The organism is Pseudomonas sp. CFBP 13719 (assembly GCF_014842095.1).
In the GTDB taxonomy this organism is placed as follows: domain Bacteria; phylum Pseudomonadota; class Gammaproteobacteria; order Pseudomonadales; family Pseudomonadaceae; genus Aquipseudomonas.
Window position 1 is genome coordinate 667,276 of the sequence record NZ_JACYVB010000003.1, and the last position, 13,957, is coordinate 681,232.

General features: G+C 63.8%; 14 protein-coding genes. 10 read left to right on the plus strand and 4 right to left on the minus strand.

Features of this window, described 5'->3' with window-relative positions:
• Positions 1-90 precede the first annotated feature (90 nt).
• The 3 genes from IFT57_RS13305 to IFT57_RS13315 are packed head-to-tail and all read left to right on the plus strand — an operon-like array spanning position 91 to position 3,103.
• On the plus strand, positions 91-873 hold the full coding sequence (locus tag IFT57_RS13305; protein ID WP_192049130.1) for an endonuclease/exonuclease/phosphatase family protein: 783 nt from the start codon (positions 91-93) through the stop codon (positions 871-873).
• A complete protein-coding gene (clsB, locus tag IFT57_RS13310) occupies positions 870-2,108 on the plus strand; it encodes a cardiolipin synthase ClsB (RefSeq protein WP_192151689.1) in 1,239 nt (412 codons plus the stop codon). The genes IFT57_RS13305 and clsB overlap by 4 nt, the downstream gene beginning before the upstream one ends.
• Positions 2,105-3,103: a lysylphosphatidylglycerol synthase domain-containing protein gene (locus IFT57_RS13315; protein ID WP_122797050.1), complete on the plus strand. Its 999-nt coding sequence runs from the start codon at positions 2,105-2,107 to the stop codon at positions 3,101-3,103. The genes clsB and IFT57_RS13315 overlap by 4 nt, the downstream gene beginning before the upstream one ends.
• A gap of 9 nt (positions 3,104-3,112) precedes the next feature.
• Here the strand turns inward: IFT57_RS13315 and IFT57_RS13320 are convergent, their stop codons facing one another.
• The 3 genes from IFT57_RS13320 to IFT57_RS13330 all read right to left on the minus strand — a co-directional run bounded on the left by IFT57_RS13320 (position 3,113) and on the right by IFT57_RS13330 (position 7,185).
• Entirely contained in the window at positions 3,113-5,188 is a 2,076-nt protein-coding gene (locus IFT57_RS13320) for a hybrid sensor histidine kinase/response regulator (RefSeq protein ID WP_244657307.1), read from the minus strand.
• Between the two features lie 39 nt (positions 5,189-5,227).
• Positions 5,228-6,223, minus strand: coding sequence for an aldo/keto reductase (locus IFT57_RS13325; RefSeq protein ID WP_192151690.1), 996 nt, complete (start codon positions 6,221-6,223; stop codon positions 5,228-5,230).
• Positions 6,224-6,333: 110 nt separating this feature from the next.
• Positions 6,334-7,185, minus strand: coding sequence for a LysR family transcriptional regulator (locus tag IFT57_RS13330; RefSeq protein ID WP_192151691.1), 852 nt, complete (start codon positions 7,183-7,185; stop codon positions 6,334-6,336).
• 275 nt (positions 7,186-7,460) lie between these two features.
• Between IFT57_RS13330 and IFT57_RS13335 the strand changes: the two genes are divergently transcribed.
• From IFT57_RS13335 to IFT57_RS13360, 6 genes are all read left to right on the plus strand, one after another.
• On the plus strand, positions 7,461-8,051 hold the full coding sequence (locus IFT57_RS13335) for an amino acid synthesis family protein (RefSeq protein WP_122715581.1): 591 nt from the start codon (positions 7,461-7,463) through the stop codon (positions 8,049-8,051).
• A gap of 23 nt (positions 8,052-8,074) precedes the next feature.
• Positions 8,075-8,908 carry an alpha/beta fold hydrolase gene (locus IFT57_RS13340; protein WP_192151692.1) on the plus strand — a complete coding sequence of 278 codons (834 nt, stop codon included), beginning with the start codon at positions 8,075-8,077 and terminating at the stop codon, positions 8,906-8,908.
• On the plus strand, positions 8,905-10,386 hold the full coding sequence (locus tag IFT57_RS13345; protein WP_192151693.1) for an aldehyde dehydrogenase: 1,482 nt from the start codon (positions 8,905-8,907) through the stop codon (positions 10,384-10,386). Before IFT57_RS13340 ends, IFT57_RS13345 begins: the two co-directional genes overlap by 4 nt.
• 11 nt (positions 10,387-10,397) lie before the next feature.
• Positions 10,398-10,883, plus strand: coding sequence for a flavin reductase family protein (locus IFT57_RS13350; protein WP_122477692.1), 486 nt, complete (start codon positions 10,398-10,400; stop codon positions 10,881-10,883).
• Between the two features lie 125 nt (positions 10,884-11,008).
• Positions 11,009-11,761, plus strand: a complete 753-nt coding sequence (locus tag IFT57_RS13355; protein ID WP_122715584.1) for a GntR family transcriptional regulator — start codon at positions 11,009-11,011, stop codon at positions 11,759-11,761.
• A gap of 5 nt (positions 11,762-11,766) precedes the next feature.
• On the plus strand, positions 11,767-12,330 hold the full coding sequence (locus IFT57_RS13360; RefSeq protein WP_122797055.1) for an NUDIX hydrolase: 564 nt from the start codon (positions 11,767-11,769) through the stop codon (positions 12,328-12,330).
• Here IFT57_RS13360 and IFT57_RS13365 read toward each other — a convergent pair.
• Positions 12,327-12,629 (minus strand): DUF1330 domain-containing protein, encoded by a 303-nt coding sequence (locus tag IFT57_RS13365; RefSeq protein WP_122715586.1) that lies wholly within the window; start codon positions 12,627-12,629, stop codon positions 12,327-12,329. The genes IFT57_RS13360 and IFT57_RS13365 overlap by 4 nt on opposite strands.
• Before the next feature lie 88 nt (positions 12,630-12,717).
• Between IFT57_RS13365 and ribBA the strand changes: the two genes are divergently transcribed.
• On the plus strand, positions 12,718-13,866 hold the full coding sequence (ribBA, locus tag IFT57_RS13370; RefSeq protein ID WP_192151694.1) for a bifunctional 3,4-dihydroxy-2-butanone-4-phosphate synthase/GTP cyclohydrolase II: 1,149 nt from the start codon (positions 12,718-12,720) through the stop codon (positions 13,864-13,866).
• The last annotated feature ends 91 nt before the right edge of the window (positions 13,867-13,957 follow it).

Sequence of the window (13,957 nt, forward strand, 5' to 3'; positions counted from 1 at the left end):
CCAATGATGGCACCGTTGAACCTTCACAATCGCTTCCGAGTCGGACCATAGGGGCCAAAGTGCCCCTGTCGTCCCCTCAGGAGCTTCAGCATGACCACCCCTAATCCTCAGCCGTTACCCCAGGACGCTGTGGCGGTAACTTCCCTGCATGTTCTGACGGTCAATACCCACAAGGGCTTCAGCCCGCTGAACCGGCGCTTCGTGCTGCCCGAGTTGCGCGAGGCTGTACGCACGCTGGGCGCCGATGTGGTGTTCCTGCAGGAAGTGCTCGGGATGCATCGCTCCCACGGCCAGCGCTACGACAACTGGTCGGACGTTCCCCAATACGAATTCCTCGCTGACAGCATGTGGCCGGTGTACGCCTACGGCCGCAATGCGGTGTACCCGGACGGCGACCATGGCAACGCGCTGCTGTCCAAGTTTCCCATCGTGCGCCACGAAAATCTCGACGTCAGCGTCAATGGCACCGAGGAGCGTGGCCTGCTGCATTCGGTGCTGGCAGTACCGGGGCACGGAGAAGTGCACACCGTCTGCGTGCACCTGGGGCTGGGCGAAAGCCAGCGTCAGCAGCAACTGAAGTTGCTGTGTCGGCTGCTCGACAGCCTGGATCCGAAGGCTGCCGTCATCGTCGCCGGCGACTTCAACGACTGGCGCCTGCGCGCCGATGAGGCCTTGGCCGACTGCAACATGACCGAGGTGTTCGTCGAAGCCTTCGGCAGGCATGCCAAGACGTTCCCGGCCCGCCTGCCGCTGCTCAGGCTCGACCGTATCTACATTCGCAACGCGACAGCCCATATGCCCAAGGTGCTGTCGCGCAAACCCTGGTCCCATCTTTCCGATCATGTGCCCCTCGCAGTGGAGGTTCGCCTATGAGCGAGCAATGGCGTGACAACAATGAAATCCAGCTGCTGATCAACGGTGAGGAGTTCTTCCCGGCAGTGTTCGAGGCTATCGGCCAGGCTCGCGAGGAAGTGTTGATCGAAACCTTCATCATCTACGAAGATGAAGTGGGCAAGGATCTGCAGCGCGTGCTGATCGAAGCGGCGCAGCGCGGCGTGCGTGTGGAAGTGCTGGTAGACGGTTACGGCACGGCGGAACTGAGCACGCAGTTCCTGCGCGAACTGTCCGATGCGGGCGTGAAACTGTTGGCCTTCGACCCGCAGCCGCGGGTGATGGGCGTACGCACCAACTTGTTTCGTCGGCTGCACCGCAAGATTGCGGTCATCGACGGCGAAATCGGTTTCGTCGGTGGCATCAACTACAGCTCCGACCACCTGGCCGACTCCGGCGACCCGATGGCCAAGCAGGACTATGCCGTGCGTGTACGAGGCCCCATCGTGGCCGACCTGCACCGAGCCACCCTGGCACTGCTCGACCGCACCAGCAAGGTCGTGCGTGACCGTGCGCCATGGCGCTCGCGCAGCCCGTCGCCCGATGCCGACAGTGCCAGCGCTCGGCTGCTGCTGACCATTCGCGACAACAACGAACACACCACCGATATCGAGGACCACTACCTCAAGGCCATTCGTGGTGCGCGTGAACGGATCATCATCGCCAACGCCTATTTCTTCCCCGGCTACCGTTTCTTGCGCGAGTTGCGCAATGCTGCCCGGCGCGGTGTCGACGTGACCCTGATTCTGCAGGGCATGCCCGACATGCCGCTGGTGCGCCTGTGCTCGCGCCTGCTCTACAACTATCTGCTGCGTGACGGCGTGGTCATCCGCGAGTACTGCCAGCGTCCGCTGCATGGCAAGGTCGCGGTGGTGGACCGGGAATGGTCGACCGTGGGCTCCAGCAACCTCGACCCGCTGAGCCTGTCGCTCAACCTGGAAGGCAACCTGATCATCAACGACCGCCGTTTCAACCAGCGGCTGCACGATCACCTGCAGGAACTGGCCGAAAGCACCTGCAAGTCGATCAGCCTGCAACGGGTTCTGCGTGGGTACTGGTGGCGCGCGCCGATCATCTTTCTGACCTTCCACTTCCTGCGCCACTTTCCGGCCATGGTGGGGTTCATTCCAGCGCACTCGCCCAAGCTGGTGCCGCTGATCGATGTCGAACCGCAGCATTGCCAGGCGCCGTCGCTGGATCACAAGGAGACGGTATGACGACTTCATCGCAGAGCGCGCCGAAGGCCTCACCGAAATCCAGCAAGTGGGTATGGGCCAAGCGCATCATGACCGTGCTGTGCTTCATTCTGGTCCCGGTGCTGGTGTTCATGCTGGTGAAAAACCTCGACTGGCAGGAGGTCAAGCATGCGCTGAGCTCCTACAAGTTGAGCACCTTGCTGATCGGTGCCGGCATCGTCGCAGCCAGCTACCTGACGTTCGCCAGCTATGACTTGCTGGCCAAGCGTTACATCGGCCACGAAGTGCCCAGTCGGCAGGTGCTGCCATTGGCCTTCGTGTGCTACGCGTTCAACCTCAACCTGGGCTCGTGGGTCGGTGGGATAGCCCTGCGTTATCGCCTGTACTCCAAGCTGGGTCTGGATGTGCCGGCCATCACCAAGATTCTCAGCCTGTGCCTGATCACCAACTGGCTGGGTTACCTGTTCGTGGCCGGTACGCTGTTCGCGATGGGCCTGCCGGCGCTGCCCGAAGGTTTCAAGATCGGCAGTACCGGGCTGCAGATCATCGGCGTGGTGATCATCCTGCTTGGGCTGGCATACCTGGCGGCCTGCCGCTTCTCGAAGAAACGCACCTGGACGATACGCAAGCAGGAAATCCTCCTGCCCTCGTTCAAGATGGCGCTGACCCAAGCCTGTCTGGGCGCGCTGAACTGGAGTCTGATGGGCTTGCTGGTGTGGTCGCTGCTGCCCGAGAAAGTCGGCTATCCGACCATTCTGGCGATCCTGCTGATCAGCAGCATTGCCGGTGTGATCACCCACATCCCAGCCGGCCTGGGTGTATTGGAGACCATCTTCATCACCCTGCTGCAGGGGCAATACTCCAAAGGTGCGCTGCTGGCCGCGTTGATTGCCTACCGTGCGCTGTATTTCCTGCTGCCGCTGGCGATTGCCTGCGTGGTGTACCTGGTGCTGGAGAAACGCACCCGCACCATCGAGAAAGACCGCGAATCGGGCGCCAGCAGCGGCGCCGGATAGCGGTATCACCTAACGCCTAACCAACATCGAGCGCACGGTGTGGGTCAGGTGGTCCAGGGTGAATGGTTTGGTGAGCACATGGGCGATGGCGCCTGGTACCTCGTCGCTGGCCGCGGTCTGATCCGCATAGCCGGTGATGAACAGCACTTTCAGGCCGGGCTCCAACGCCCAAGCGGCATCTGCCACCTGACGGCCATCGAGGCCACCCGGCAGGCCGATGTCGGTGATCAACAGGTCGGCCTTCAAGCCGCCCTGCACCAGTGACAGGCCCTCTACGCCATTGGCCGCTTCCAGCACTCGGTAGCCCTTCTCCCGCAACGCCTCGCCCACCATCTGCCGCAACGTTCCTTCGTCGTCGATCAACACGATGGTTTCACCGGTGGCTTCGGTGTCTAGCAGAGCTCCGGTCACTACCGGCAGCGTCGCACCGATCTCGCCGGTGTGTCGCGGCAGAAACAGGTGCATTGCGGTGCCCTGCCCCGGTGAGGAATCGACACGGATCTGCCCGCCGGACTGGCGTACGAAGCCGTACACCATCGACAGGCCCAGGCCGGTGCCCTGACCCAGTGGCTTGGTGGTGAAGAACGGATCGAATACCCGTGCGATGGTCTGCGGATCCATGCCCGTGCCACTGTCGGTCACACTCAGGCACACGTACTGGCCCGGCTGCAGATCGTTCTCGGTGCGGGCTCGGGCGAACTGATGGTGATTGCGCGCGCGCAACCACAGGCTGCCACCCCCCGGCATTGCATCACGGGCGTTGATGCAGAGGTTGAGCAGTGCGCTTTCCAACTGGTTGGCGTCCACCCGCACCCACCAGACATCGTCCTCGCTCTGGGCACTGAACTCGATGCTCGGGCCCAGCGTCTGGCGTACCAGGTCTTCGAGGTCGGCGATCAGGGCCTTGGGTTCGACAGCCCGTGGCGCCAGGGTTTGACGACGCGAGAACGCCAGCAGCCGATGAGTCAGGGTCGCGGCCCGGGCCGAGGCCCCTTGGGCGGCGTCGATGTACCGCTTGAGCTCGCCGATGCGGCCCTGTTCGACACGCTGACGCAGCAGTTCCAGGCTGGCACTGATGCCGGTCAGCAGGTTGTTGAAGTCGTGGGCAAGCCCGCCAGTCAACTGCCCGACCGCTTCCATCTTGAGGCTGTGGCGCAGTTGCTCTTCGACCTGCTGCAGCATCAGCGCACGCTCGCGCTCTTCGGTCACGTCGCGGCCTACGGAGTGGAACGAGTCTTCGGCAGGCACCGCTGCCCAGGCGATCCAACGGTAGCTGCCATCGCGGTGGCGCAGGCGGCAGGTCATGTCATGCAGTTGCTCGCTGCGAAACAGCGGCACCATCGCGACCGCTACCGCTTCATGATCGTCGGGGTGGATCAGGTCGATAGCGTGCCGGCCAACCAGGTCCTCGGCGCTCCAGCCCAGCACCCGCGACCAGGCCGGATTGATGGCAGTGATTTCGAGCCTGCGGCTGGCCACCAGCATGATGTCGGATGAAAGGTCCCAGAACCGGTTGCGTTCGGCCGTGCGCGCCATGGCTTCGCGCTCGAAGCCTTCGGCTGCCTGCTCGGCCTTGTCCCTGGCGTGCAATGTTGCAGTGGTTTCGATGACCGTGTCGAGCATGCCCACGATGCTGCCATGTTCGTCGCGTACAGGGCTGTAGCAGAACGTGAAATACGCCTGCTCGGCTCTGCCGTTGCGCTGGATGACCAGCGGGAAGTCCTCGATGTAGGTCGCTTCGCCCTCGAAGGCGCGCGTCACGATCGGCTCGATGTCGTCCCAGACCTCGTTCCAGACAGTGCTGAGCGGCAAGCCCAGGGCGTGTGGCTTGCCTTCCAGCAGGGGTTCGAACGCATCGTTGTAGAGCATGATGCGCTCGGTTCCCCAGGCCAGGCAGCCGGGAAAACGCGATGCCAACAGCATATCGACGGCGATGCGCAGGACGGCAGGCCAACTGTGGATCGGCCCCAGCGGCGTCGCGGCCCAGTCGTGGCAGCGTACTTTCTCGCTCATGCCCTCTCGGGAAAAGGGAAACGGGTGGGTCATGTTCAACTCAGGCAGTGGATCGCCGAGCAAAGATAGCATCCGCGCGATTCTTCGGCGACCCACCTGCGCCGAGCTCTGTCAGGCAAAACCGGTCACCACGTGTGGCACGTAGGGGCCTTCGAGCCGCGCCGTTTCCTCTTCGCTCAACGACAGTTGCAGTGCAGCCAGGGCATCGTCCAACTGCACGGCCCTGGAAGCACCGACGATGGGCGCCGACACGCCGCGCTTGTTCAACACCCACGCCAGCGCTACCTGCGCCATGGGCACGCCGCGTTCCTTGGCGATCTGCTCGACCACGTCGATCACCTTGCCATCCTCGACCTCGGTGGCCGCATAGAACGACTGCCCGGAAATGTCGGTGCGGGTGCGTTCGGTCTGCATCCCGTGCGGGCGGGTCAGCCGGCCGCGGGCCATCGGGCTCCAGGGCATCAGGCCGACGCCCTGATCCAGGCACAGGGGAATCATTTCGCGCTCTTCTTCGCGATAGATGAGGTTGAGGTAGTTCTGCATCGAGACGAACCGGCTCCAACCGTTGCTGGCCGCGACCTGCTGGGCCTTGGCGAATTGCCAGGCGTACATCGACGAGGCACCGATGTAGCGCGCCTTGCCTGCTTTCACCACGTCGTGCAGGGCTTCCATGGTCTCTTCGATCGGCGTGTGATAGTCCCAGCGATGGATCTGATAGAGGTCGACGTAGTCGGTGCCCAGCCGCTGCAGGCTTGCATCGATGCTGGCCATGATCGCCTTGCGCGACAGGCCCTGCTCATTGGGCTTTTTCGAGCCTTCCCACATGTTGGCCGGAAAGAACACCTTGGTGGCGATCACGGTTTCTTCGCGACGGGTGAACTCCTTGAGCAATTTGCCGACGATGACTTCGGAGGTGCCGGCCGAGTAGCTGTTGGCCGTGTCGAAGAAGTTGATGCCCTGCTCCACCGCATGCTTGATGATCGGCCGACTGGCATCCTCGCCCAAGGTCCAAGGGTGGGTACCGGCATCCGGCTCGCCGAAGGTCATGCAGCCCAGGCACAGGCGGGAGATGTCCAGGCCAGTGTTGCCCAGCTTGACGTAGTTCATGGAGAGGCTCCTGCGGGGGACCGCGCGACATGCCGGTCCGATGCCTTTACCTTAGCGCCTACTCCGACCGGACATAACCCCCAGGCGTCGCACCTGAGCTATGCAGAAATTCACAAGCGTGGCAGCACTGCCATGCAGTGCCGCACGAATTCGCTGACCGCCTGGATGCGTGGCGTTGCGCGTACGTCTTCGTGGAACGCCATCCAGACCTCGATGTTCAAGGTGGCCGCTTCCGGGTCGACCCGTTGCAGGCCGTGTTCGGCGGCAATGAACGCCGGCAGGCAGACGATACCCGCTGCGCCTGCAGCAGCCAGTGCCTGCACGCGCAGGTCGTTGCTGCACAGCACGAATTCGCCGTCCACGGCCTGCTCGACCAGCCAGCGATGCTGGACGGATTTGGCTTGCGAAGCGTCGTAGCCAATGAAGCGCGGCTTCGCTGCCTGCGCCAGGTAGGCAGGGCTGGCGTACAGCGCATAGTCCAGGTGCCCGAGCAGACTCGCCACCAATGTCGACTCCAGCGGCCGGGCCAGGCTGACGGCGACGTCTGCCTCCCGGCGCGCCAGCGAGGTGCGCGACTTGGTGCCCACCAGGCGCAGCGACAATGCCGGATGCTGCACCAGCAGGTTACCGGCGTGGGGCGCGATCAGGCTGCCGAGCAATACCGGCGGCGCCGACAGCACCACTTCGCCCTGCACGTCCGGCTGGTCGGCGCCAGCGTAATGCTCGAGGGCGAACGAAGAGCTGCTCATCTGCTCGGCGAACTCGGCAATCCGCAGCCCCTGGTGGGTCAGCACGTAGGCACGCGAGCGGCGATCGACCAGCTTCAGGCCGAGCGCGGCTTCCAGTGACGCAATGCGCCGCGCCACGGTGGCATGGTCCACCGCCAGCGCCCTGGCCGCCGCCGTCAACGAGCCCGCCCGCACGAAGGCCGCAAAGTGCCTCAGATCTTCCCAATCGAACATGGATACCTCGCCTGTGAGTGGGCAATGATACCCATAGATCTGCGCAAATCCTGCAACTACGCATGCTGTCATCTCTGGAGCACCGCGCCGCTCTGTAGCAGCGGCGCAAGCCGCGTCGGCGGCACATGCAGTATGCCTGCAGGGTCGCGGTGACTCCGGACGCGGCTCGCGCCGCTGCTACAGGACTGTGAAATCCCCTGATAAAAAACACTTGCCGAAGCTCGTTCTTGGTATACCATAATACCAGATACACACCCTCCAAGAAGGAAACAGGCATGAGCTTCGAGATCCGCAAAATCGTCACCTACTCCGAAGAGACCCTCATCGAAGGCGGCAAGGCCACCGACAGCCCCGTGACCATGGTCGGCCTGGCGGTGGTCATGAAGAACCCGTGGCTGGGCCGCGGCTTCGTCGATGACCTGAAACCGGAGATCAAGGCCAGCTGTTCGGACCTCGGCGCTCTGATGGTCGAGCGCCTGGTAGCCAGCATCGGTGGTGCGGACAAGATCGAGGCCTACGGCAAGGCAGCAGTGGTCGGTGCCGACGGCGAAATCGAACACGCCTCGGCGGTCATCCATACCCTGCGTTTCGGCAACCATTACCGCGAGGCGGTGCAAGCCAAGAGCTACCTGAGCTTCACCAACAAGCGTGGCGGCCCTGGCACCTCTATTCAGATCCCGATGATGCACAAGGACGACGAAGGGCTGCGCTCTCACTACGTCACCCTGGAAATGCAGATCGAAGATTCGCCGCGCGCCGATGAGATCGTCGTCGTCCTGGGCTGCGCCAACGGCGGGCGCCTGCACCCGCGGATCGGCAACCGTTACATCGACCTGGAAGAGCTGGCTGCCGAAAAGGCACAGTGACCCACTTGACTCAGGAGCGCTCCATGATTCGGCTTACCGCTGAACGCACTGCGGCCGGTACCAGTTACCTGGCCGCGGGTGACGGCCCGCCCGTGGTGTTCATCCATGGAGTGGGCTTGAACAAGGAAATGTGGGGAGGCCAGTTCGTCGGGCTGATGCCGCACTATCGGGTCATTGCCTACGACATGCTCGGACATGGCGACAGTGCGTTGCCTGCGCCTGGCACGGCGCTGCTCGGTTATGCCGACCAATTGCTCGAACTGCTGGACCACCTGCAGGTACCCGCAGCGACGGTCATCGGTTTCTCTATGGGCGGGCTGGTGGCACGGGCGTTCGCCCTGCACTACCCCGAACGCCTGCAGGCCCTGGTGGTGCTCAACAGCGTGTTCAACCGCAGCGCCGAACAGCGCGCCGGGGTAATAGCACGTACGGGCCAGGCTGCCGAGCATGGCCCGGACGCGAACGCCGAGGCGGCGTTGTCGCGCTGGTTCAGCCGCGAGTATCAGGCGGCCAACCCGGCGCAGATCGCCGCGCTGCGCGAGACCCTGGCCAGCAATGATCCGCAGGGCTACCTGACCACCTATGAACTGTTCGCCACCCAGGACATGTACCGCGCCGATGACCTTGGCAGCATCGCGGCGCCGGCGCTGATCGCCACGGGTGAACTCGACCCGGGCTCCACGCCGCAGATGGCCCGGGAAATGGCCGAGCGCATTCCCCACGCCGAGGTAGCGATACTCCACGAGCAACGGCATATGATGCCCGTGGAATCACCCCGGCTGGTCAACCAGATGTTGTTGGATTTTCTTACCCGGGCCCAGCGCCTGGACAACCAGGCACAGGGGATCGTCGCATGACCCTTTCACGCTTTCAGATGTGCATCGACGGCCAGTGGGTCGATGCGCTGTCCGGCAAGACCTTCGAGAGTCATAACCCGGCCCTGGCGCAACCCTGGGCGCTGTTGCCCGACGCCGACGAGGCCGATGTCGACCGCGCCGTGCAAGCCGCGCAGCGGGCGTTCGAGGCGCCGGCATGGCGCGGGCTCACCGCCACCGCCCGGGGCAAGCTGCTGCGCCGGCTGGGCGACCTGATCGGCGAGAACAAGGAAGCGCTGGCTCAGCTCGAAAGCCGTGACAACGGCAAGCTGATCCGCGAAACCCGTGGCCAGGTGGGTTATCTGCCCGAGTTTTTCCACTACACCGCAGGCCTGGCAGACAAACTGGAGGGCGGCACACTGCCGCTCGACAAGCCTGACCTGTTCGCCTACACGGTGCACGAACCGATCGGCGTGGTTGCCGGGATCATTCCCTGGAACAGCCCGCTGTACCTGACGGCGATCAAGCTGGCACCAGCCCTGGCGGCCGGCAACACCATCGTTCTCAAGCCCTCCGAGCATGCCAGTGCCACCTTGCTGGAATTGGCGCGCCTGGCTCTGGAAGCCGGCATTCCGCCGGGCGTGGTCAACGTCGTCACCGGCTATGGCCCGAGCACCGGCGCCGCCCTCACCCGCCACCCGTTGGTGCGCAAGATCGCCTTCACCGGCGGTGCCGCCACCGCGCGCCACGTGGTACGCAGCAGCGCTGAAAACTTTGCCAAGCTGTCCCTGGAGCTGGGCGGCAAGTCACCGAACATCATTTTCGCCGACGCCGACCTGGACAGCGCCATCAACGGCGTAGTGGCCGGCATCTACGCCGCCTCCGGGCAGAGCTGCGTGGCCGGTTCGCGCCTGCTGGTGCAGGACGAGATCTACGACGAGTTCGTCGAGCGTCTGGTCGAGCGCGCCAAGCGCATCAAGATCGGCAACCCCCAGGACGAATCCAGCGAAATGGGCCCCATGGCCACCGCCCAGCAATTGGCCGTAGTCGAAAGCCTGGTCGCGCAGGCGCTGGAAGAAGGCGCTACCCTGCGCATGGGCGGTCAGCGCGCACAGACCGACAGCGACGGTTGGTACTACCAGCCGACCCTGTTCGAATGCAACAACCACTCCATGAAAATCATGCAGGAGGAAGTCTTCGGTCCGGTGGCGTCGGTCATCCGCTTCTCCACCGAAGCTGAAGCGCTGGCCATGGCCAACGATTCCCAGTTCGGCCTCGCCGCCGGCATCTGGACCCGCGACCTGGGCCGGGCCCACCGCCTGGCCCGTGACGTGCGTTCCGGTATCATCTGGGTCAACACCTACCGCGCGGTATCGGCCATGGCGCCGATCGGCGGCTTCAAGAACAGTGGCTATGGCCGCGAGAGCGGCATTGATTCGGTACTGGCCTACACAGAACTCAAGACGGTATGGATCAACCTGTCCCAGGCACCCATGCCCGACCCATTCGTGATGCGTTGAGGTAATTTGAAATGATCGAACCCGGCATCTACAAAGAAGTGATGGCTTCGTTCCCATCCGGCGTGACGGTCGTCACCACGCTGGACCCGGAAGGCGGCATCGTCGGCATCACCGCCAGTGCATTCAGTGCGCTGTCGATCGACCCGGCGCTGGTACTGTTCTGCCCCAACTACGAGTCGGACACCTACCCGGTCCTGCGCGACAGCAAGCGCTTCGCGATTCACCTGCTGTCCGCAGACCAGCAGGCAGAGGCCTACGCCTTTGCCAGCAAGGGCAAAGACAAGGCGCGGGCCATCGCCTGGCACCTCAGCGAGCTGGGCAACCCGCTGCTGGAGAAAGCCACGGCCATCATCGAGTGCGAGCTGTGGCGCGAGTACGACGGTGGCGATCACGCGATCATCGTCGGTGCCGTGAAGAACCTGATCCTGCCCAGCGAGCCGTTGACGCCCATGCTCTACCACCGCGGCAAACTGGGCGCATTGCCGACCCTGGGATGATCGACCTGCGCTGACCCAACGGGCCAGCCGCACCTGCGTGCCTGGCCTGTCGCCGTTGGGCAGCAACGCCGGGTGGCGTGCTAGACTCGCCGCTGTTTTTTTGCCTTTTCAACAGAGCGGACCCGATGAAACGCCTGCCCCTCGACGACAGCTTCAAGGTCAATCGCAACCCCGTCACCCTGCGCGAAATCGTGCTCGACAAGTTGCGCAGTGCCATCATGAATTTTCAGCTCCTGCCGGGCGATCGCCTGGTCGAGCGTGATCTGTGCGAGCGCCTGGGCGTGAGCCGTACCTCGGTGCGCGAGGCGCTGCGACACCTGGAATCCGAAGGCCTGGTGGAATTCGCCGACGCCAAGGGTCCACGCGTGGCCATCATCACCCTGGAAGACGCCCGCGACATCTATGAACTGCGTTGCGTGCTCGAAGGCCTGATCGTCCAGCTGTTCACCCTCAATGCCAAGGCCCGGGACATCCGCGCCCTGGAAAAAGCCTTGGCGGTCAATCGCAAGGCGCTCGAAGAGCGTGCATTGTCCGACGTGCTCAGCTCGGTCCAGGGCTTCTACGACGTGCTGTTCGAAGGCTCGGGCAACCAGGTTGCCGCAACCCAGTTGCGCCAGCTGCAGGCTCGCATCAGCTACCTGCGCGCGACCTCGGTGTCGCAGGAAAACCGCCGCGGCGTCAGCAACGACGAAATGGAGCGCATCGTCACCGCGATCAAGAGCGGCGATCCGATGGCGGCGCACCAGGCGTCTGTCGACCACGTCCGTGCTGCTGCGAAAGTGGCCCTGGAGTCATTGCGTCAGCAGCGCAACGACGACCACAAGGTGCGCGACATCGCAGTGCCCATCGCCCTCAACGAACCGCGCATCGGACGCTGACCGCCATGGCCACTCCACGGTTTTGCCCCCAATGCGGTGCCTGCGGCCTGAGCCTCGGAATCCCCGCGGGCGATACCCATGAGCGGACCTTTTGCTCCGGTTGCGGGCACATCCATTACGTCAATCCGAAGATCATCACCGGCTGCATCGTCGAAACCGATGGCAAGTACTTGCTGTGCCAGCGCGCGATCCCTCCGCGCCCCGGCACCTGGACGCTGCCCGCAGGCTTCATGGAAAGCGGCGAAACCACCGAGGAAGGCGCCCTGCGCGAGCTGTGGGAAGAAGCCGGGGTACGCGCCGAGATCCTCTCGCCGTACTCGATCTTCAGCGTCCCGCGGATCAGTGAGGTGTACATCATCTTTCGCGCAATGGCCCTGGAGATCACCGACGAATTCGGCCCGGAAACTGCCGCACGGCAGTTCTTCGCGCCGCAGGACATTCCCTGGGACAGCATCTACTACCCCGCCATCCGGCAGATTCTGGAGCGCTACATCCAGGAGCGCGCGACCGGTACCTACGGCATCTACATGGGCAACGACGATACCGGCCGCATCCACTTCATGCGCTAGCCGGCGACCGCCTCGCAACCTTCGACGATGATCACTTCGGCCTTCGCGGCGCCCGCACGCAGGGCGGCCGCTTCCTGATACTCGCTGGATTCATAGCAGGCTTGCGCCTGGGCGTACGAATCGAACTCGATCACCACGCTGCGCTGCGGCGTGGCCCTGCCTTCCATGGCTTGCGAACGACCTCCACGGGCCAGCAGGCGACCCCCGAACCTGGCGAAAACCGCCGGCGCGCGCTGCGTGTAAAGCACGTACTGCGCAGGATCGGTAACGTCTACATGAGCAATCCAATAAGCCTTCATTTTCACCTCGACAGGGGGGTAATGTACGTATTATGGTATACCACGATTCAGGCGGTTATCCCAGTCAGTCATCCCAGAGAGTGCAGGCATGGCGTTCAACAGCATCGAAGAAATCATCGAGGACTTTCGTCAAGGCAAGATGGTCTTGCTGGTGGACGACGAAGACCGCGAAAACGAAGGTGACCTGCTGCTTGCCGCCGACTGCTGCACCGCCGAGGCCATTAGTTTCATGGCCCGCGAAGCACGCGGATTGATCTGCCTCACCCTCACCGAGGAACGCTGCCAACGACTGGGGCTGGAGCAGATGGTCCCCAGCAACGGCAGCGGTTTCGGCACGGCATTCACCGTGTCCATCGAAGCCGCCAGCGGGGTCACCACCGGTATCTCCGCCGCCGACCGGGCGCGCACCGTCGCCGCCGCAGTGGCGCCGCAGGCGGTTGCCGCCGACTTGGTGCAACCGGGCCACATCTTTCCCCTGCGCGCCCGCGAAGGCGGCGTGCTGACCCGCGCCGGACATACCGAAGCCGGCTGCGACCTGGCGCGGCTGGCCGGTTTCAGCCCTGCCGCGGTGATCGTCGAAGTGATGAAAGACGACGGCACCATGGCGCGCCGTCCGGACCTCGAACTGTTCGCTGCCCGTCACGGCATCAAGATCGGCAGCATCGCCGACCTCATCCACTACCGCTTGAGCACCGAGCACACGGTGACGCGCATGGGCGAGCGCGAGTTGCCCACGGTGCACGGCACGTTCCGCCTGGTCAGCTACGAAGACCGCATTCAGGGTGGCGTGCACATGGCCATGGTCATGGGCGACATCCGCCGTGAAGATCCGACTTTGGTGCGGGTCCATGTCATCGACCCGCTCCGCGACCTGGTCGGCGCCGAGTACACCGGTCCCGCCAACTGGACGCTGTGGGCGGCGCTGCAGAAAGTCGCCGAGCACGGTGCGGGCGTGGTGGTGGTGCTGGCCAACCACGAGTCTTCCCAGGCCCTGCTCGAGCGGGTACCGCACCTGACCCAGCCGGTGCGCCCGTATTCGCGTACGCAGACACGCATCTATTCGGAAGTCGGTACCGGCGCGCAGATCCTCCAGGATCTGGGCGTCGGCAAACTGCGTCACCTGGGCCCGCCGCTCAAGTACGCAGGTCTCACCGGCTACGACCTCGAAGTGGTCGAAAGCATCGCATTCCAGGCACCCGGACCGGATGCATCCGCCATGGACGGCAACGGCATCTGAAACAAACGATCGTCCAGGTCGCCACGACCTGACTGCTCCCGATACGCGGGTGTGGAAACAGCCCGCTCAAACAATGACAAATGAGGGCGTA

What these genes read in the sequence shown, in the direction of transcription:
- IFT57_RS13350 (WP_122477692.1), top strand. Translation starts at nt 10,398, where the DNA reads ATGATCGAACCCGGCATCTACAAAGAAGTGATGGCTTCGTTCCCATCC.
- clsB (WP_192151689.1), top strand. Translation starts at nt 870, where the DNA reads ATGAGCGAGCAATGGCGTGACAACAATGAAATCCAGCTGCTGATCAAC.
- IFT57_RS13325 (WP_192151690.1), bottom strand. Translation starts at nt 6,223, where the DNA reads ATGAACTACGTCAAGCTGGGCAACACTGGCCTGGACATCTCCCGCCTG.
- IFT57_RS13330 (WP_192151691.1), bottom strand. Translation starts at nt 7,185, where the DNA reads ATGTTCGATTGGGAAGATCTGAGGCACTTTGCGGCCTTCGTGCGGGCG.
- IFT57_RS13340 (WP_192151692.1), top strand. Translation starts at nt 8,075, where the DNA reads ATGATTCGGCTTACCGCTGAACGCACTGCGGCCGGTACCAGTTACCTG.
- IFT57_RS13305 (WP_192049130.1), top strand. Translation starts at nt 91, where the DNA reads ATGACCACCCCTAATCCTCAGCCGTTACCCCAGGACGCTGTGGCGGTA.
- IFT57_RS13345 (WP_192151693.1), top strand. Translation starts at nt 8,905, where the DNA reads ATGACCCTTTCACGCTTTCAGATGTGCATCGACGGCCAGTGGGTCGAT.
- IFT57_RS13360 (WP_122797055.1), top strand. Translation starts at nt 11,767, where the DNA reads ATGGCCACTCCACGGTTTTGCCCCCAATGCGGTGCCTGCGGCCTGAGC.
- ribBA (WP_192151694.1), top strand. Translation starts at nt 12,718, where the DNA reads ATGGCGTTCAACAGCATCGAAGAAATCATCGAGGACTTTCGTCAAGGC.
- IFT57_RS13335 (WP_122715581.1), top strand. Translation starts at nt 7,461, where the DNA reads ATGAGCTTCGAGATCCGCAAAATCGTCACCTACTCCGAAGAGACCCTC.
- IFT57_RS13355 (WP_122715584.1), top strand. Translation starts at nt 11,009, where the DNA reads ATGAAACGCCTGCCCCTCGACGACAGCTTCAAGGTCAATCGCAACCCC.
- IFT57_RS13315 (WP_122797050.1), top strand. Translation starts at nt 2,105, where the DNA reads ATGACGACTTCATCGCAGAGCGCGCCGAAGGCCTCACCGAAATCCAGC.
- IFT57_RS13320 (WP_244657307.1), bottom strand. Translation starts at nt 5,188, where the DNA reads ATGCTATCTTTGCTCGGCGATCCACTGCCTGAGTTGAACATGACCCAC.
- IFT57_RS13365 (WP_122715586.1), bottom strand. Translation starts at nt 12,629, where the DNA reads ATGAAGGCTTATTGGATTGCTCATGTAGACGTTACCGATCCTGCGCAG.